This is a genomic window from Reyranella sp. GW821-FHT12G01 (genome assembly GCF_058806575.1).
This window is the reverse complement of sequence record NZ_JBXAPV010000001.1, coordinates 982,748-1,000,245: the sequence shown is the minus strand read 5'-3', so window position 1 is coordinate 1,000,245 and position 17,498 is coordinate 982,748. Positions and strand designations below refer to the sequence as shown.

At 62.5% G+C, this 17,498-nt stretch carries 16 protein-coding genes and 1 tRNA gene; 11 read left to right on the top strand and 6 right to left on the bottom strand.

The window, feature by feature from the left end; genetic code table 11:
- Positions 1-57: 57 nt before the first annotated feature.
- A complete protein-coding gene (locus tag AC1RP5_RS04930) occupies positions 58-1,215 on the bottom strand; it encodes an acyl-CoA dehydrogenase family protein (protein ID WP_493109474.1) in 1,158 nt (385 codons plus the stop codon).
- Positions 1,216-1,272: 57 nt separating this feature from the next.
- On the opposite strand from AC1RP5_RS04930, the gene AC1RP5_RS04925 reads away from it, so the two are divergent.
- Together AC1RP5_RS04925 and AC1RP5_RS04920 are read left to right on the top strand one after the other, a co-directional pair.
- Positions 1,273-1,347 (top strand) — tRNA-Gly (locus AC1RP5_RS04925).
- 25 nt (positions 1,348-1,372) lie between these two features.
- Complete coding sequence (locus tag AC1RP5_RS04920; protein WP_493109473.1) at positions 1,373-2,713, top strand: enoyl-CoA hydratase/isomerase family protein; 1,341 nt, start codon at positions 1,373-1,375, stop codon at positions 2,711-2,713.
- A gap of 129 nt (positions 2,714-2,842) precedes the next feature.
- Here AC1RP5_RS04920 and AC1RP5_RS04915 read toward each other — a convergent pair whose 3' ends face one another.
- From AC1RP5_RS04915 to AC1RP5_RS04905, 3 genes are read right to left on the bottom strand one after another with little or no spacing between them, the layout of a single operon-like run.
- On the bottom strand, positions 2,843-3,433 hold the full coding sequence (locus AC1RP5_RS04915) for an ActR/PrrA/RegA family redox response regulator transcription factor (RefSeq protein ID WP_082752368.1): 591 nt from the start codon (positions 3,431-3,433) through the stop codon (positions 2,843-2,845).
- A gap of 23 nt (positions 3,434-3,456) precedes the next feature.
- On the bottom strand, positions 3,457-4,806 hold the full coding sequence (locus AC1RP5_RS04910; RefSeq protein ID WP_493109472.1) for an ActS/PrrB/RegB family redox-sensitive histidine kinase: 1,350 nt from the start codon (positions 4,804-4,806) through the stop codon (positions 3,457-3,459).
- 4 nt (positions 4,807-4,810) lie between these two features.
- Positions 4,811-5,608: an NUDIX hydrolase gene (locus AC1RP5_RS04905; RefSeq protein WP_493109471.1), complete on the bottom strand. Its 798-nt coding sequence runs from the start codon at positions 5,606-5,608 to the stop codon at positions 4,811-4,813.
- A gap of 112 nt (positions 5,609-5,720) precedes the next feature.
- Here AC1RP5_RS04905 and AC1RP5_RS04900 point away from each other — a divergent pair, with 112 nt between their 5' ends.
- Positions 5,721-6,482: a 3-oxoacyl-ACP reductase gene (locus tag AC1RP5_RS04900; RefSeq protein WP_493109470.1), complete on the top strand. Its 762-nt coding sequence runs from the start codon at positions 5,721-5,723 to the stop codon at positions 6,480-6,482.
- Positions 6,483-6,605: 123 nt separating this feature from the next.
- Here AC1RP5_RS04900 and pyrC read toward each other — a convergent pair whose 3' ends face one another.
- Complete coding sequence (gene pyrC, locus AC1RP5_RS04895) at positions 6,606-7,661, bottom strand: dihydroorotase (RefSeq protein WP_493109469.1); 1,056 nt, start codon at positions 7,659-7,661, stop codon at positions 6,606-6,608.
- A gap of 51 nt (positions 7,662-7,712) precedes the next feature.
- Here pyrC and AC1RP5_RS04890 point away from each other — a divergent pair, with 51 nt between their 5' ends.
- From AC1RP5_RS04890 to AC1RP5_RS04860, 7 genes are all read left to right on the top strand, one after another.
- Positions 7,713-8,768 carry a serine hydrolase domain-containing protein gene (locus AC1RP5_RS04890; protein ID WP_493109468.1) on the top strand — a complete coding sequence of 352 codons (1,056 nt, stop codon included), beginning with the start codon at positions 7,713-7,715 and terminating at the stop codon, positions 8,766-8,768.
- Positions 8,765-9,673 (top strand): alpha/beta fold hydrolase, encoded by a 909-nt coding sequence (locus AC1RP5_RS04885; RefSeq protein ID WP_493109467.1) that lies wholly within the window; start codon positions 8,765-8,767, stop codon positions 9,671-9,673. The genes AC1RP5_RS04890 and AC1RP5_RS04885 overlap by 4 nt, the downstream gene beginning before the upstream one ends.
- Before the next feature lie 77 nt (positions 9,674-9,750).
- The gene (locus tag AC1RP5_RS04880) at positions 9,751-10,215 is read left to right on the top strand and encodes a hypothetical protein (protein ID WP_493109466.1); all 465 of its coding nucleotides are present in this window, start codon (positions 9,751-9,753) and stop codon (positions 10,213-10,215) included.
- A gap of 77 nt (positions 10,216-10,292) precedes the next feature.
- Positions 10,293-11,261, top strand: coding sequence for a WD40/YVTN/BNR-like repeat-containing protein (locus AC1RP5_RS04875; RefSeq protein ID WP_493109465.1), 969 nt, complete (start codon positions 10,293-10,295; stop codon positions 11,259-11,261).
- 10 nt (positions 11,262-11,271) lie between these two features.
- A complete protein-coding gene (locus tag AC1RP5_RS04870) occupies positions 11,272-11,982 on the top strand; it encodes an oxygen-binding di-iron domain-containing protein (protein ID WP_493109464.1) in 711 nt (236 codons plus the stop codon).
- 72 nt (positions 11,983-12,054) lie between these two features.
- Positions 12,055-13,110, top strand: coding sequence for an SIR2 family protein (locus tag AC1RP5_RS04865; protein WP_493109463.1), 1,056 nt, complete (start codon positions 12,055-12,057; stop codon positions 13,108-13,110).
- A complete protein-coding gene (locus tag AC1RP5_RS04860; RefSeq protein WP_493109462.1) occupies positions 13,100-14,935 on the top strand; it encodes an ATP-binding protein in 1,836 nt (611 codons plus the stop codon). The genes AC1RP5_RS04865 and AC1RP5_RS04860 overlap by 11 nt, the downstream gene beginning before the upstream one ends.
- Before the next feature lie 439 nt (positions 14,936-15,374).
- Here AC1RP5_RS04860 and AC1RP5_RS04855 read toward each other — a convergent pair whose 3' ends face one another.
- Positions 15,375-16,400: a hypothetical protein gene (locus AC1RP5_RS04855; RefSeq protein ID WP_493109461.1), complete on the bottom strand. Its 1,026-nt coding sequence runs from the start codon at positions 16,398-16,400 to the stop codon at positions 15,375-15,377.
- Between the two features lie 100 nt (positions 16,401-16,500).
- On the opposite strand from AC1RP5_RS04855, the gene AC1RP5_RS04850 reads away from it, so the two are divergent.
- On the top strand, positions 16,501-17,457 hold the full coding sequence (locus AC1RP5_RS04850) for an aldo/keto reductase (RefSeq protein ID WP_493109460.1): 957 nt from the start codon (positions 16,501-16,503) through the stop codon (positions 17,455-17,457).
- The last annotated feature ends 41 nt before the right edge of the window (positions 17,458-17,498 follow it).

The following is a 17,498-nucleotide window of genomic DNA, read 5'->3' as shown; positions in this document are numbered from 1 at the left end:
GGAAAAACATCGGGTACGCGCAGTCGCCGCGCATGCTTCGCGGCGTTCCGTCAGGTATCACACAGTTGCGCCGAACACCGAACCTAGGCCCGCACCGATGCGCTCGTTCATCATCTCGATCGAGCCGTCGGTGTAGGCCGCGATCTTGGCGCCCGCGAGATGGCGGGCCAGCGGATAGTCGGCGCGCAGGCCGTTGGCGCCCATCGCCTGGATGCAGTCGGCGATGCGCTGCACGGCCATGTCGGTCGCGAACTTCTTGGCGTAGGCCGCCGGCATCACCGCGTCGCCGCCTTCGTCGATCAAGCGCGCCGCACGATAAGTGAGGAGGCGCGCGGCCTCGAGATCGGTCGCGGCATCGACCAGCTTCCAGCGCACGCCCTGATGCTCGATCACCGGCTGGCCGAAGGTCTTGCGCTGCTGCGTGTAGCGCACCGCCGTCTCGAGCGAGGCCTGCAGCATGCCGCAGCACATGGCCGCGACATAGGCACGGGCGCCGTTGATGCCGGCGAGTGCGGCCTTGAAGGCCTGGCCCGGCGGATGCAGCACCGCCTCGTCGGGCGCGATGTAGTCGACCAGGCGGAAGCCGCCGACGCCGATCGCGTGGCCGCCATGAAGCTCGAACGGCTTCTCGCGATGGAAGCCCGGCCGCTCCGCCTCGATGGCGAGGCAGATGATGCCGCGATAACCCTTCGACTTGTCGGTCTGCGCATAAGCGACCGAGAGGCCCGCGACCGCGGCGTTGGTGATCCACGCCTTGGCGCCGTTCACCTTCCAGCCGCCCTCGACCTTGACGGCTTCCATCTCCAGTCCGCCGAAGTCGCTGCCGACGCCCGGCTCGCTGAGCCCCGCGCAACCGATCAGGTCGCCGGTCAGCATGCGCGGCAGGAGACGCGCGACATGCGCCGGCTGGCCGTCGCGCGCGAAACGCGCGCAGGCATTGTGATGGTTGATCAGCGCAAAGGCGAAAGCGAAGTCGTGCTTCGCGATCTCCTCGAAGGCGCGCAGCTTGCAGGAGAAGGACAGGCCTTGTCCTCCATGCTTCTTCGCAAGTTCGATCGTGTTGAGGCCGATGGCGCAGGCCGCCTTGATCGTCTCGAGCGGATAGCGGCGCTCCCACTCCCAGCGCGCGGCGTTGGGCGCGACATGTTCTTCGGCGAATGCCTTGGCGCGCGCGACGACGGCGCGCTCTTCGGGAGTGAGGACTTCATCGAGCATCCACTTGAGATACACGATTGGACCTCGGGCGCAACCGCGGGCTAGAATGACGTCAATGCGGGTGTAGCTCAGGGGTAGAGCGTCGGCTTCCCAAGCCGTAGGTCGCGGGTTCAAATCCCGTCGCCCGCTCCATAATTCTTCAGGCAGGAACGTCGAGATGGATGGGATCGCACCGGCGCCGGTCGCGGCCAGCGGCGACTTCGCGGCCGACGTGGCCACCTTCTCCACTTACTGGCGCGAAGCTGCCGAACGGCTGGCGCGACTGCCGGCTAAACCCAATCGCGATCCCGCCGCCTACGACGCCGCCGAGAATGTGAAGCAGGCAGCGCGTGAAGCCCGCTTTGCTTTCCTGCGCCGTCATGCGCGCACGCTCTACGATCGACTGACCGACAACCGCGCCAAGTTCGTGCGCATCGAACGGCTGGCCTATGAAGCCGCCGCGCTCGTGCCGGGTCTCGCACCGACAGCGGCGCAGGTCGCGGCCGAAGCCGAGCTGCGCCAGTCCGAGAAGGACGGCGTCGAGATCGACCAGGGCATCCTGTTCAACCAGTTCCTCGCCGACCCCGACTGCGGCCTGCATCTCTGCCACGCCATGCTGCTGCCGCGCGAGGAGTCGCCCGACGCGCTCGCGAAGTTCCAGCGCGACGGCAGCCTCGACCTCGGCTGTGCGAAGGTCGAGCGCCAGGGCAAGGCGGCGGTGCTGCTTCTGTCCAATCGGCGCTTCCTCAACTCGGAAGACAACGCGACCCAGGCCGCGACCGAGATCGGCGCCGACGTCTGCATCCTCGACCGCCAGAGCGAGGTCGCGGTGCTGCGCGGCGACGTGGTGCCGGAGGGCAAGTATGCCGGCCGCCGCGTCTACAATGCCGGCATCAACCTCACGCACCTCTACTACGGCAAGATCCCGTTCCTGTGGTTCCTGATCCGCGACATGGGCTTCGTGAACAAGATGTTCCGCGGCCTCGCGCGGCCGGACGTTGCGCCCGACGAGGTCGCGGGCGATTCGATCGAGAAGCTCTGGATCTCCGCGGTCGAGACCTTCGCGATCGGCGGCGGCTGCCAGATCCTGCTGGCGACCGACTTCAACATCGCCGGTCGCGACGCCTACATGACCCTGCCGGCGCGCAAGGAAGGCATCATCCCGGCGATGGCGAACCTTCGCCTGTCACGCTTCGTCGGCGACCGTCTCGCGCGCCAGGCGATCATGTACGAGCGTCGCATCGAGTGCGATTCGGAGGTCGGCCGCATGATCTGCGACGAGGTCGTGGCGCCGGGCGAGATCGACGCGACCATCACGCGCGTGATCGATCGCCTCACCGGTTCGGGCGCCGTCGGCGCCATTGGCAATCGTCGCGCGCTGCGCCTCGGCACCGAATCGCTCGACACGTTCCGCCGCTACGCCGCGCTCTACGCGCGCGAGCAGGCCTACTGCCATTTCAGCCCGGCGCTGATTTCGAATCTGGAGCAGTACTGGAACGCCGCGAGCCGGCGGGCGTAACGATCTGACCCCTCCGCCCCTTCGGGGCACCTCCCCATTTGAATGGGGAGGCAAGGCTTCTTCGTTCCTCCCCATTCAAATGGGGAGGTGTCGGCGTCTTACGCCGACGGAGGGGTCATGCTGCTGGGTTCAGTGCTCGCGCGGCGCGTGCTTGCCGAGGATCCGCTGCAGGGTCCGGCGATGCATGTTGAGGCGGCGCGCGGTCTCGGAGACGTTGCGGTCGCATTGCTCGAACACGCGCTGGATATGCTCCCAGCGGACGCGGTCGGCGGACATCGGATTGCTGGGCGGCGGCGGCAGCTTGCGGCCGTGCGCGGTCAGCGCCTGCTCGATGGCGTCGGCGTCGGCCGGCTTGGCGAGATAGTCGACGGCGCCTTCCTTCACGGCAGCGACCGCGGTCGCAATGTTGCCGTAACCGGTCAGGACGACAATGCGGATGTCGGGCCGCGCCTGGCGCAGGGGACCGACCAGCTCGAGGCCGTTGCCGTCGGCCAGCCTGAGGTCGAGCACGGCGAAGGCGGGCGGACGGGCGGTCTGCGCCAGCGCCTCGGCGACCGAGCCGACGGCGGTGACGATGAAACCACGTTGCTCGAGCGCACGCGCGATACGGTTGCGGAAAGCTGCATCGTCGTCGGCGATCAGCAAGGTCCGATCCTTGTTGCTCGTCGCTCCGGCGATGACAGGGGACACAGGGCGATTGGCGCCGCTGTCCTGGGTCATGGCGACTCCTTCGACATCAGCCGCTATGTAGCCTTGAAGACTGGATTTGACCAGCGCACCGAAACGGCCGCCCCGCCGCCCCCGGCAGAGCGATTTCCGAAGGTCACGTTGGCCCCGGTCCGCTCCAGCAGCGTCTTGGCGATGAAGACGCCCAGGCCCATATGGCCCTCCTGGCCCTGGCGGGTCGAAATGAACGGCGTGCCGAGTTCGTCCAGCAGCGCCTCGGAGAAACCCGGCCCGTCATCGACGACCTCGACCTCCGACCATTCCCGCGTCCAGCGGGTCGAGACCCTCACCTCACGCCGGGCAAATGAAACGGCGTTCTGAACGATGTTTCCGATACCCTGCATGATCTCGGGGCTGCGGAGCTGAATCGGCGCGGTCTTCGGAACGCCGTCCCCGACCGGGCCCGCCTCGAATTTGATGTCGATCTCCTCGCGGGCATAGTTCTGGGCGGCGGCCTCGATCAGGGCCGGCAGCGGCACCAGCGTATAGGAGTCCGAAACGTCGCCCGCGGGATCGGTCGAAAGCTTCGCCAGGATAGACCGGCATCGTTCGGACTCCGCCGCCAGCAGTTCGACATCCTCGCGCAAGGGATCGTCGTACTCTATCTCCCGCTGCATCTCCTTGGTGACCACGGCGATGGTCGAGAGCGGCGAGCCCAGCTCGTGCGCGGCGGCGGCGGCCAGCGCGCCCAGCGCCGAGAGCTGCTGTTCGCGCGCCAGCGCGGCCTGCGCGGCGGCCAGCGCATCGGCCATCTGGCGTTGCTCCTCCGCAAGCCGCCAGCCGTAGAGGGTGATCAGCAGGGTGGTGAGCGAGAGACCGGCCCACAGGCCGACCTGATAGATGTCGGGCAGGTTGGGCGGCGGGCCCTTCCACGGCAGCGGCTGATAGAAGACGCCCAGCAGCGAGATGCTCGCGATCGTCAGCATGGTGAGCGCGATGTTGCTCGCCAGCGACAGGATGGTGGCGCCGATCGCGACCGGCGCCAGCAGCAGCAGCGAGAACGGATTGACCAGGCCGCCGGTGAGATAGAGCAGCACCGCGAGCTGGAGGATGTCGAAGGCGAGGAACACCGCCGCCTCGCGGTCGTCGATGCGGGCCGACGCGGGACGGCCGATGCTGACGGTGAGGTTGAGCAGCGCCGAGAGCGCGATGGTGCCGCCGACCGCGAGGACCGGCATGCCGAAGCCCAGGCCCCAGTGAACGACGGCGGTGGTGAAGGCCTGTCCGGCGACCGCGCCCCAGCGGATCATGACCAGCGTGCGCAGGCGCACGCCGCCGCGTGGTAGCACCGCTACGGAGCCGGGACGCCGTGGAGCGGCAAGCGAAGTCTCTGCAGACGGCGGCGCGGTGTCGTCGCGCTCCGCCACGAGGCTATTCCTCGATCATCAGGTGCTTGCGATGCACCGTGGTGAAGAGCGGGATCTTGCGCTGCTTCTTGCGGTTGGGCGGCTCCTTCACCAGCCGTCCGATCTCGCCCAGGATCAACCCGGTGATGGTCGGCAGCGGCAGCTCGCGCGCCTCGTCGAGGCGCACCCAGCGGATGTCGCCCATCTCGCTCGAATGACGGATCTCGCCCGACGCATCCTCGGCCCGCGCCATGAAGAAGCGGGCATTGAAGCGGCGCGGCCGTCCCGGCGGCGTCACCGCGCGCGCGATCAGGTCGAGGCAGTCGAGCGCCGGCGCCATGCCCTTGTCGAGGAAGCCGTGCCAGTGCTCGCCATAGTCCTTGGCGGGCGCGCCGCCCTTGAGGGGCTTGCCCAGCATCAGGCCGCTTTCCTCGAAGGTCTCGCGCACCGCGGCGACGGCCAGTGCCCGCGCGCGGGTCGCGGAGGCGGCGCGCATCAGGCGGTCGTTGACGAAGCGGTCGAGCGGTGTGGCGACCGGCACGCGCGCATCGTCGGGATCGACCCGGCCGCCCGGGAACACGTAGCGGTTGGGCATGAAGGCGTGGGCAGCGGCGCGGCAGCCCATCAGGACCTCCGGCGTCTTGCCCTTCATCCGCACCAGGATCAGCGTCGCCGCATCGCGCGGCCGCATGTACGGATAAACCTTCTCGATCTGCTCGACCGGCCGCTCGCTGCCGGGCTTCAGGGGGACTTTGGGGGCCTCGTCGTAGCCCTTGTCGGTGCCGCGGACGACAGCGCCCGCCGGAATGCCTCGTTTGCTCATGACGACAACGTTAAATCGTCATCCGGCGCAACGCGAGCGATCTTTGCCCCCGGTCGAGCGACCTCGCTATGCTACGCGAAAGAGAGCAGTTCCGAACAAGGCAGCAACCTCCATGAAATTCGATGAGCAGATCGTCCTGGTGACCGGCGCGGGCCGGGGCCTCGGGGCTTCCATCGCGGCCGCCTTCGCGCGCGAGGGCGCCCGTGTCGTCGTGAACTACCGGCGCAGTGCGGAGGCTGCCCAAGCGCTGTGCGCCTCGATCGGCAAGAATGCGCTCGCGGTGCAGGCCGATGTTACCGACCGGCAGGCGATCGACCGGATGCTCGCCGCCGTCACCGGGGAATGGGGCAAGCCGATCACCACGGTGGTGAACAATGCGCTGGGCGATTACTCGTTCAATGGCGACGGGCGCGAGCAACTGGGCGGCATCGCCTGGCAGAGCTTCACCACCCAGTTCGACGTCTCGGTGCGCGGCGCGCTGAACGTGATGCAGGCCACGGCGCCCGCCATGACCGTGGCGGGCTTCGGCCGGATCATCAACGTCGGCACGAACCTCTTCCAGAATCCGGTCGTGCCGTATCACGACTACACGGCGGCGAAGGCGGCCCTGCTCTCCCTCACCCGCACCGCCTCGGCCGATCTCGGCCCGGCCGGCATCACCGTCAACATGGTGTCCGGCGGACTTCTACGCGTCACCGATGCGAGTGCCGCGACACCCGACGCGGTGTTCGACCTGATCGCCGGCCTCACGCCACTGCGCCACGTCACGACGCCCGCCGAGTTCGCCGATGCTGTGCTGTTCTTTGCCTCGCCGTGGAGCCGCGCCGTGACCGGCCAAAACCTGGTGGTCGATGGCGGGCTGGTGAAGGATTGAGGTCCGGGCGAAGCGATACCCGCCCTCTTGTCATCCTGAGCGGAGCGAAGGATCTCACGCCAGCCAGGGAGTCCTTTGGTCGCTGCGTCAGGTCCTTCGCTGCGCTCAGGACGACAGGGAAACTCAGAAACTCCAGTCCACCGGCGTGTCAGGGCGGAAGACGGTGATGTCTTTGCCGCCGCCCGGAACCGCCACGACGTCGGGAATGTCGAGCGGCCGGGCGTGGAGCGTGACCTTCTCCTCGTTGACCGGCAGGCCGTAGAAGCGCGGGCCGTTCAGTGAGGCGAAGCCTTCGAGATGGGCGAGTGCGCCCTCCTCGGCGAAGACCTGCGTGTAGACCTGCATCGCGACCGGGGCGTTGAAGACGCCGGCGCAGCCGCAGGCGCATTCCTTGGTGTCGGTCGTGTGCGGCGCGGTGTCGGTGCCGAGGAAGAACTGCGCGCCGCCGGAGGTCGCTGCCCGCCGCAGGGCGAGACGATGCTCCTCGCGCTTGGCGATCGGCAGGCAATAGAAGTGCGGACGGATGCCGCCCTTGAACAGCGCATTGCGATTGTAGCTGAGATGATGCGGCGTGATCGTGCCGCCCATCCGGCCGGGATTGGCCTCGACGAAGGCCACGCCCTCGCGGGTCGTGATGTGCTCCAGCACGATCTTGAGGCCCTCATGGCGCTTCAGCAGCGGCGCCAGCACCTTGTCCAGAAACACCGCCTCGCGGTCGAAGATGTCGACCTCGGGATCGGTCACCTCGCCATGGACCAGGAGCGGCATGCCGGCCTTCTCCATGGCCTCCAGCCCTTTCGCGACGCGGTCCATCGAGGTCACGCCATGCGCGGAGTTGGTCGTGGCATGCGCGGGATAGAGCTTGGCCGCGACCCACACGCCCTCTGCCTTGCCGCGCGTCAGCTCGGCCGGATCGGCGCCATCGGTCAGGTAGCAAGTCATCAGCGGCTCGAACTTCAGCTCCTTCGGCACTGCAGCCCGGATGCGGTCGCGATAGGCGCTGGCCTCGGCGACCTTCGTCACCGGCGGCACCAGGTTCGGCATGATGATGGCGCGGCCGAACTGGCGGGCGGTGTGCACGGCGCAGGCGGCCAGCATGACGCCGTCGCGCAGGTGGACGTGCCAGTCGTCGGGGCGGCGGATGGTGATCGAGGAGGGTGTCGGATTTGCGGAGGCCATGATGCGCTTTCTACGCTTGCTCCCGGACGGGCTCCAATGTTGATTGCGTGCATGAACGACCTGAACGACGCCATCTCCTTCGCCCTGGCCGCCGAATCCCACTGGCCGGCCAGCATGTACATGCCCGACGGGCAGTTCGTGATGACCTACGATTCCGGCGAGAAAGCCCCCGACAACGAGGTGCTGGGCCCGGTAACACCGCGCGGCGGCCCCGCCGGCATCGTCTACCAGGGCGGCAAGAAGCTTGCCGAATGGGGCGACGTCGACCGTGCCGACATGACCTTCAGCGTGGCCAAGAGCTACCTGGCGCTCCTCGCGGGCCTGGCGCTGGGCGACGGGCTGATCAGGAGCCTCGACGACAAGGTCGCGGGCTACGCGCTCGATGACGGGTTCACGAGCGAGCAGAACAAGGACATCACCTGGCGCCACCTGCTGACCCAGACCAGCGAATGGTCGGGCACCGTCTTCGGCAAGGAAGACCGCATCGACCATAACCGCGTGGTCGGCGTCGCGGTGGCCGACGCGCCCAAGGGCACGCGCCGCGCGATGAAGACGCCCGGCAGCTTCTACGAATACAACGACGTTCGCGTGAACCGGCTGTCGCGCTCGCTGCTGCAGGTGTTCAAGGAGCCGCTGCCGCAGGTGCTGAAGCGCCGCATCATGGATCCGATCGGCGGCTCGCAGACCTGGAAGTGGGACGGCTACCGCAACTCGTTCGACACGATCGACGGCAAGCAGATGCTGTCGGTGCCGGGCGGCGGCCACTGGGGCGGCGGCATCGTGATCTCGGCGCGCGACCTCTCGCTGATGGGCCGGCTGGTGGCGCAGGGCGGCGTGTGGGACGGCAAGCAGATCCTGCCCAAGGGCTGGACCGACGAACTCGTGAAGCCCTGCCCGGTCGCGCCCTTCTACGGGCTGATGTGGTGGCTCAACACCAACAAGCGCCAGTTCGCAGCCGCCTCCGAGCGCAGCTACTTCGCGCTGGGCTGGGGCAGCCACATCGTCTGGATCGATCCCGACAACGACCTCGTCACGGTGCTGCGCTGGATCGATCGCAAGAAGGCGCCGGAATTCGTCGAACGTCTGTTGGGTGCGATCAAGAAATGAGTCTCGATTTCTCCGCCGTCCCGAAATTGCCGGACGGCCGTACCGCCGCCGAACACATCGACGACGTCGCCGCCTTCTCGCAGGCCGTCCGCGTCCCCATGGGCCCGCGCAGTGCCGGCGGCACCGGCAGGATGATGTGGCACGTCTTCGGCGCCGATTCGCGCAAGCCGATCCTGCTGCTGTTCCATGGCGGCTCGGGCTCGTGGATCCACTGGATCCGCAACGTCCGGGAACTGAGCCAGCACTTCACCGTCTACGCCGCCGACCTGCCGGGCCTCGGCGACAGCGACCCGCCCGACGACGTGAACGACATCTGGTCGGTGACGCACTGCGTGCAGCACGCGATGGACGAGCTGCTGCCTCGGCACCACCCCTTCGCCATCGCGGGCTTCTCGTTCGGTGGCATGGTCTCGGGTCACATCGCCACCCTGTTCGAGGACCGCATCCAGCGCATCGTGCTGGTCGGCGCGGGCGGCCTGAAGGCCACGCGCAAGCCCGGCCCGAAGCTGCACAAGCTTCTGGCCGAAATGCCGCCCAAGGTCCTCGCCGACGAGGCACGGCGCAATCTCGAGATCCTGATGCTGCACGACCCGAAGAAGGTCGACGGCGTCGCGATCTACATGCAGATTCTGAACACCACGCGCGCCAAGACGCGCAGCCGCATCATGGGCCAGGCTTATAAGCTGAGCGAGGTCCTGCCGCGGGTAAAGACTCCCCTCACCGGCATCTGGGGCGAGTTCGATTCGACGACCTATCCGCACATCCAGGAGCGCATCGACCTCTTCAGGGCACTGCAGCCCGACTTCGAAATGAACGTCATTCCGGGCGCCGGTCACTGGGTGGCCTACGAGGCGGCCGACGCCTTCAACGAGGTCGTGATCCGCACGCTCGCGCCCACAGGCTGAAAGATCATACGCCGGCGGAGATAACGTCTAGGGTGGTTGGGTTGATCATCAACCCAACCCCAACCAGCGGTAACCCATTGTCCCACTCTGCAGTGCGCTTCCTCTTCGGCAAGACGCTCTGCGCGTTTGCTATTTCCCTTGCCCTGGCGGCCTTCGCGCCCGTGCAAGCGGCCACGGTCCCGAGCGATGACGATCAGGAAATCCTCATCAAGACGACGCTCATGACGTTCAACGACGCCAACCTGACCGGCAACTACTCGGTCCTGTACGACAAATCCGCCAAGGTCTTCCGCGACCAGATGAGCGCCGAGAAACTTTCGGCGGGCTTCAAGGTGTTCCGCGACAAGAAGATCAACCTTGAGAGCGTGGTGATCGACGACATCGACTCCGCCAGCAAGCCCAGGATCGATTCCGACGGCGTGCTGCAGCTCAAGGGCAAGTTCAAGGACGACGACAAGCAGATCCGTTACGACCTCAAGTTCGTCCAGGAAGGCGAGGTCTGGAAAATGATCGGCATCAACGTGAACTACAAGGCCGAGTAGACGCCGGCGGGGCATGGTTTCGGGGCGCCCAACGCCCTATTCTCGACGGAAGAACACGATCCGAAGGGAGGGAAACCATGTCCAACCTGCTCTGTGTCGGCACGGCCGGCATGTCCGTGTGGTTCAGCCGCGACGACGGCGAGACCTGGATCCGGCCCTACATCGAATCCGGCCTCTATCTCGAGGCGCGCGTCTGGGCGCTGTCGGCGCATCCGAAGCGGCCCGGCGAAGTGCTGGCCGGCACCGACTCCGGCCTCTACCGCTGGAACGAGGGCGACCAGAAATGGACGCACCTGCCCTCGGTGCTCGACGACTACGACATCTGGGCGATGGCGCAGGCGCCAGACGATCCCGACACGATCGTGGTCGGCACCCAGCCCGCCAACATCTTCGTGTCGACCGACGGCGGCAAAAGCTTCACCCCAGCCAAGGGCTCCTTCGCCGACGCCTGCATCTTCGTCGGCAAGCCCAGGATCACGCAGATCATCTTCGATCCGGTCGACAAGGACACGCTATGGGCCGGCGTCGAAATCGACGGCGTGCACCGCTCGACCGATCGCGGCCGCACCTGGAAGAAGGTGGGCCAGGGCATCAACTCCGAGGACATCCACGGCGTCGCGGTGATCCAAAACGGATCGAAGCTCGTCTATGCCACGACCAACCGCGGCCTGAACGTCAGCCACGACAATGGCGAGACCTTCGCCTTCCAGGAACTCGACTCGCCCTGGCAGTATACTCGCACCATCGTGCCGCGCGCCGACGGCGACGAGACGGTGTTCCTTACCAACGGCAACGGCCCACCGGGCTCGACCGGCCGGCTGCTGCGCAGCACCGACCATGGCGCCAGCTGGAAGGACGCGAAGCTGCCGGGCGAGCTCAACTCGACGCCGTGGACGGTGGCGACGCATCCCTCGAATCCGAAGCTGATCTTCGTCTGCTCGAACCTCGGCCAGCTCTTCCGCTCGACCGACGGCGGCGACAGCTGGACCAAGCTGCCGCGCGAGTTCGGCGAGGTGCGCAGCACGATCTGGCAGCCGTTACCGTAGGGAGGCCGCCATGAGGACGACCGTCGCCGAGATCGCGCCGCGCATCTACCGGCTCTCGACCTTCGTGGATGCCGTCGGACCGACCGGCTTCACCTTCAACCAGTTCCTGATCGACGCCGACGAGCCGCTGCTCTTCCACTACGGCCAGCGCACGCTCTTCCCGCTGATCGTCGAGGCGGTGAAGAGGGTGATCCCGCTCGACAGACTGCGCTGGACGACCTGCTCCCATGTCGAGGGCGACGAAAGCGGCGCGCTCAACCAGTGGCTCGCCGCCGCGCCCCACGCGGTGCCGGCGCACGGCCAGCTCGGCTGCAACATCTGGCTCAGCGACATGGCCGACCGCCCGCCCCGCGCGCTGAAGGACAACGAGGTCCTCGACCTCGGCGGCAAGCGGGTCCGCTGGCTCGACACGCCGCACGTCCCGCACAACTGGGACGCCGGCCTGATCTACGAGGAGACGACCGGCACGCTGTTCAGCAGCGACCTCTTCACCCAGACCGGCCCCGCCGATCCCACCACCGAAAGCGACATCGTCGCCCCCGCCATCGCGGTCGCCGCGCGGCTGCCGTTCATGCCACCGACACCGATGGCTGCGCCGACGTTACGGCGCCTGGCCGCGCTGAAGCCGACGACAATCGCGCTGATGCACGGGCCGACGTTCAAGGGCGATGGGGCGGCGGCGTTGGAGGGGTTGGCCGAATATTACGCCCAATCGATTTGAGGCCCCAAAATCAACCATCAGTGGTAGTATTGATCGCCGATAGACTTCGTTTCGCCGATTAGAAAACCGAGAATGGCTACCGCGATGGCGCAGATCATCGAGATTGGAAAAGACGATAACGATGCCGCTTCTTTTCTAGAACCCTACATTCAATCTGGGTCACTAAACTTCCTCATCGGATCGGGCGCATCGTTTCCCGCGATCAAAACTGCCGGCGAGATTGAGACTGAGATCAATACTTTGCTTGAGATGGAATTGGAGGATTTAGCAAACAGACAGTGTCTCGATTTTATTGAGGCAATAGACGACGCGCACTCAGCCATCACCGCAAGTCCTCAATCAGATAATATTAAGAAGGTCGTTGACGCGTATGTGCGTTTTATATCCTTAGTCGACAACATTCTTTTCATCCGAAAGAACTTGCTGCTGCCTCGCCAAGCGACGGTATTCACCACGAATTACGACATGTTCGTGGAACACTCAGCTAGCCGCCTTCCCAGTGTGCTTCTTAACGATGGCTTTGATCGTACATCCAGCCTCAATCCAGCTTTTACATTCGCACCAGAGAAATATTTCGACCGAACATTCAGATCAGGCACCATCTCCGGTCGCCTAACAGAAATTCCAACGATTAATCTTGTAAAGCTTCATGGCTCTCTGTCTTGGCGCCGATCGGCAGAAGACATCGTCTTTGACGCGATGGCTGTTCCAAAGCTGACTGAGAAGCAGAAAGAGGACCCCTCAAAAGTTCAAGCGAGCTTAGCAAAGCACTTTCTGATCTTGCCGAATTTCCGGAAGTTTCACGCAACACTCATGGAGCGCGTCTACTATGATTTGCTGCGGTTGTTTTCGAAAGCGATGGATCAGGAAAACGCCGCTTTAATTACATTTGGATTCTCATTTGCCGACGAGCACATTCTCGACATCACTCGACGAGCGCTTCGAAACCCTACGTCTCATTTAATAATCTTACCTTACGATAGTGCGTCCACGAGTGCCTATCAGGCAAAATTCTCGAAGCATCGAAATGTATCTATCCTGACGCCCGATGTAGGTGAATTTATAGATTTCACGCGTCTCAATTCCATCCTGGCTGCTGTTGTCGAAGCTCAGAGCCATGACAACTGAACCAAATCGTCTTGAAAAAGAAGCTGTACTTCGCGTCGGCGAAGTCTCCGGCGTGACAGGCAGAAAAATCTTTATCTCAGTTGATAGCGACAAGAACCTATCTGAGCTTTTCTTTGACGGCGACATACTCCGCAATATCGCAGTTGGAAGTTATATCGACATACGAAAGGGCTTCCTGAGTCTGATCGGCAAGGTCGAAGGCGAAAATGCCCAACCAGAAGATCGGCGACCAAGTCAGCTCGCCTACATGAACGGACGTAGAGTTTTATTGGTATCCTTGGTCGGTTTTCTAGACCGTAGAGGCAACTTCTTTGGAGGCACCAAGGAACTCCCTCTTGTAGGAAATGAGGCGTTCCTTCTAACCAAAGAAAAAGTACACCAGGTACATCGCCTAGTAGCGCCAAGCGGCATAGCGCTGGATATCGCGAAATCTGAGTATGAAGGCTACAACATCGCCCTGCCAGTAGATGGCTTAATCAACAGCCACATTGCCATTTTTGGCAACACGGGGAGTGGCAAGTCGAACACCTTGGCCATGATTTTCCAAGAATTTATAACCAAGATGCGTCAACGGAACTCCAATGCTTTTGAGACGAACTGCCGGATCATCCTTTTCGATTTTAACAACGAGTTTGGCGGTGACAGCTGCCTAACGTTACACAAGAAGGTGATTAAACTTAGCACTCGCAACGACACGGGCGACAAGATTCCACTGGGGCTTGGTGGATTCTCAGACATCGAGATCGTCAGCATCTTGGCCGATGCGACCGACAAGACGCAGAAGCCATTTCTCAAACGCGCACTGACGTTGCAGTCAAAAGTAACGAACAGCGACGATCCGATCGAATACGCCAAGAACATCTTACGTTGGCAAGTAAGACGCATCCTTCAAATGTCGGACAAGATTCGAGCTGATCTTCTACTCGACTACCTGAGGCAACTACTACCGGCCGATGACAGCACTGGCAGCCCCGTCGAACTTGCCGCTGATCTTGAGTGGCACAATACGATGGCTGAGTTCAAAAGCGCTGGCATCTTCCTCAAATCGAATCCGGATCAGATAGAGAGCACCATCGTCTATAAGCATATAGACAACTTCGAGCTCACAGATGACGCAATCAGCAATTTGATTGCATTCGCGTACATTCAGTTGATCTATGACGTTCTCTCGAATCGAGCGCAGAACGAGCATATTGCACCTGCGATCAACAAGCTGCGAAGCAAACAAGCGGACATTCGGAAGATATTCGAACCAGCAGAAGGCGGCGACTTATTTGCGAAGAACGTCGTAGTAATCGCGCTCGGTGACGTAAATCTTGAGATGAAAAAGACCATCCCCCTTCTGCTTGCGAAGAAGGTTTACGAAGATCACAAACGGTCGAGCGAAGGGCGTTCTCTGAACATCATCATTGATGAAGCGCACAATATTCTGTCACGAGAGTCGTTCAGAGAATCTGAAGGCTGGAAGGATTATCGTCTAGAGACTTTCGAAGAGATCATTAAGGAAGGGCGCAAATTTGGAGTCTTCGTGACAATTGCTAGCCAACGCCCCAACGATATTTCTCATACTATTACTTCGCAGGCTCATAATTACTTCATTCATAGACTGATCAATCAGAGAGATCTTCAGTCAATCGCGAGCGCCGTCTCGTACATTGACAAGCTGACTGAGGAATCTATTCCTACATTGCCGACGGGTACCTGCATTTTCAGCGGCATTGCTGGTCAAATGCCGCTCAAGCTCGCCATCAATCCGCTTAGTGAACAACTGCGACCGAAAAGCACAACTGTGCGTTTTCAAGACATGGTGCCTGTTCCAAAGTAAACGGCGCAAACTTTGGCCTCAGCGTCACCTGCAATTCAGTACATTACAATGCCGCCGAGCACGAACAGAAGCGCGACGGATTATTACCTCCTCGAAAACACTTCGCCACGACAATCTAGTCGCCCTGATCGAGATCATCCTCGAAATCAGCCCAATCATCCCATCTTTTATCCGGCGTGAATCTTAGCAAAAGCCGCTTTGCTCGAATTAGATCGGCACCCGCATCAGTAATAGTGATGCGACCATGAGTGTCCACAAGGATTGCATCATAGTAACTTTCACCATCGCGGACCTGTACTCGATTTCGTCGCTCTAGTTCCGTCCAAACGCAGCTCCGGGGCGCAGCACTTCCCAAACCCAGAAACCTTCCACTTACTTTCACTGGATACTCGGATTGAATTCGAAATTCCAAAGCCATGATGCACCACCGCGGAGAGGTTCATGGAAGCCACGAAGTGTTCGGCTCTTCATCCCACCAAATCAGGCCGCCTGTCGCTGCGTCTATGAGACGACTGAATGCCTTATTGGATGGGTCACGCAGGAATACCCGATAACCTGGAGCAATCTCATCCGGAAACGGTATTACACTTGCAAAGGATTCGATGATCTGTGTGCACGCCTCCACGCTCTGACATACAGTCCGCGCTATCCAAGGGCGCAAGGAGACAATGTTAGAGTTGAAGTAGTGCTCTTCTTTCCATGGGTAGTCGCCGTAGTGTTTCGAATTGGGATTAACGCAGAACCCTTTCTCCGTTGAGAAGATTGCATCAATTCCAGCCCCTTTGTGGATGATCCCATTTCGTGAGGCGCGCAACGAAGCAAAGAAAGGCGCGTGCTGCGCATAAGCTTCAGCCACCCTTTCTGGAAGAGCATAACGTTCAGAAATCTCTAACGCGGTTCTAGGCACTTCATTAACAAGCGCCACCTTGGTGAACTCCCGCGGCAACGTGTGCTTCCGACGAACAGCCTCTTTTGCCAAGTCAAAGAGCTTCACTCGATCATTCCAGAAATGGGCAACGATTTCTTGCAAGAGATCAAACACCGACCGAGCGACGACAATTAGATACTCGATCTCGGTCTTAACAAAAGAACTCAGCAATGTTCCCTCGATCCGATTACGACTTCGATGAAAAAATTCGAGCTTTGCTGCGCTAGTAGCCATCAAGTGAAAGTCATCACATATCCCATTTATGAAATGACTTACCTGCGGCCAGCTCGCCCTCTGCCAAATGAAATCAACGAACCTAATCCAAATATCTTCTGGTGCGGCAGGTTGATGTGCAAGATAAGTCGATTGGGCTGCATTAATCGGGTGAATTTTGATCAGCTTTCCGTCGACGCCGTCAACCCAAAGGCTCCATCTTTCGCCATCCCAAAGAGGCATCAAATTGACTGCCCGATCTCCCAACGTCGCGACATTGAGATGGGGAAGGGTAGCTAACTCGGCTCGACTAATTTCGCCCATCCAGGGATTCTAACCTCATACTGGCAGTGACCGTCACACCGAATTCGTCAGCAAGACCTGCCAGTCGCATTGTCGATCAAGAAACAACTAGGAGCCCCTGATGGACTACCGCCCTCTCGGAAACACCGGCCTCACCGTCTCCGTCGCGGGCCTCGGCTGCGGCGGCAACAGCCGGCTCGGGCTGGGGCGTGGGGCGAGCTTCGACGAGTGCGTCGCCGTTGCGCGGGCGGCGATCGATCTGGGGGTCAACTTCCTCGACACGGCGGAGGTCTACGGGACCGAGGAGATCGTGGGCGCGGCGGTGAAGGAATATGACCGCGACAAGCTCGTGATCTCGACCAAGGCGCTGTTCAAGACCGACGACACGGCGGAGACGGTGACGCAGCGCGTGGAGGCGTCGCTGAAGCGGCTCGGGCTCGACCATGTCGACGTCTTCCATTTCCACGCGGTCGGTCCCGCGGCCTACGAGCATCATCGCGACGTGCTGGCGCCGGCGTTGGTGCGGCTGAAGGAGCAGGGCAAGGTGCGCCATGTCGGCCTCACCGAGACGGGGCCGCGCGATCCGGAGCAGGCGATGCTCTCCCGCGCGATCGAGGACGCGCCGTGGGAGGTCATCATGCTGGCCTACAGCCTCGTGAACCAGGGCGCGCGCACCAAGGTGTTCCCGGTGACCGCGCGGCGCGGCATCGGCACGCTGCTGATGTTCGTCGTGCGCAACATCTTCAGCAATGACGCCTACCGCCGCGCCGTGTTCGCGAAGCTGGTCGAGGATGGCCTGCTCGATAAGTCGCTCCTGTCCGGCGGCGCCGATCCGCTCGCCTTCCTCGTCTCCGAGGGCGGCGCCGAGAGCATCACCGATGCGGCCTACCGCTACGCGCGCCACGAGCGCGGCGCCGACGTCATCCTGTTCGGCACCGGCAACAAGGCGCATGTGAAGGCCAACGTCGAGTCGATCCTGCGGCCGCCCCTGCCCGCCCCGGTCGTCGAGCGGCTGCACCGGACGTTCGGGCACCTGACCGGCGTCGGACTCGACCTGCCTGGCCCTGTGAAGGCGTAGCTCCAGCGGAGTATCTGGCGCGACTTTTGCCTCTCCCCTCC

Excerpts from the sequence above, each read along its gene's own strand:
- AC1RP5_RS04915 (WP_082752368.1), bottom strand. The coding sequence starts at position 3,433 with ATGACCCAGGACAGCGGCGCCAATCGCCCTGTGTCCCCTGTCATCGCC.
- AC1RP5_RS04850 (WP_493109460.1), top strand. The coding sequence starts at position 16,501 with ATGGACTACCGCCCTCTCGGAAACACCGGCCTCACCGTCTCCGTCGCG.
- AC1RP5_RS04900 (WP_493109470.1), top strand. The coding sequence starts at position 5,721 with ATGAAATTCGATGAGCAGATCGTCCTGGTGACCGGCGCGGGCCGGGGC.
- AC1RP5_RS04870 (WP_493109464.1), top strand. The coding sequence starts at position 11,272 with ATGAGGACGACCGTCGCCGAGATCGCGCCGCGCATCTACCGGCTCTCG.
- AC1RP5_RS04860 (WP_493109462.1), top strand. The coding sequence starts at position 13,100 with ATGACAACTGAACCAAATCGTCTTGAAAAAGAAGCTGTACTTCGCGTC.
- AC1RP5_RS04855 (WP_493109461.1), bottom strand. The coding sequence starts at position 16,400 with ATGGGCGAAATTAGTCGAGCCGAGTTAGCTACCCTTCCCCATCTCAAT.
- AC1RP5_RS04865 (WP_493109463.1), top strand. The coding sequence starts at position 12,055 with ATGGCTACCGCGATGGCGCAGATCATCGAGATTGGAAAAGACGATAAC.
- AC1RP5_RS04885 (WP_493109467.1), top strand. The coding sequence starts at position 8,765 with ATGAGTCTCGATTTCTCCGCCGTCCCGAAATTGCCGGACGGCCGTACC.
- pyrC (WP_493109469.1), bottom strand. The coding sequence starts at position 7,661 with ATGGCCTCCGCAAATCCGACACCCTCCTCGATCACCATCCGCCGCCCC.
- AC1RP5_RS04890 (WP_493109468.1), top strand. The coding sequence starts at position 7,713 with ATGAACGACCTGAACGACGCCATCTCCTTCGCCCTGGCCGCCGAATCC.
- AC1RP5_RS04920 (WP_493109473.1), top strand. The coding sequence starts at position 1,373 with ATGGATGGGATCGCACCGGCGCCGGTCGCGGCCAGCGGCGACTTCGCG.
- AC1RP5_RS04930 (WP_493109474.1), bottom strand. The coding sequence starts at position 1,215 with ATGCTCGATGAAGTCCTCACTCCCGAAGAGCGCGCCGTCGTCGCGCGC.
- AC1RP5_RS04875 (WP_493109465.1), top strand. The coding sequence starts at position 10,293 with ATGTCCAACCTGCTCTGTGTCGGCACGGCCGGCATGTCCGTGTGGTTC.
- AC1RP5_RS04905 (WP_493109471.1), bottom strand. The coding sequence starts at position 5,608 with ATGAGCAAACGAGGCATTCCGGCGGGCGCTGTCGTCCGCGGCACCGAC.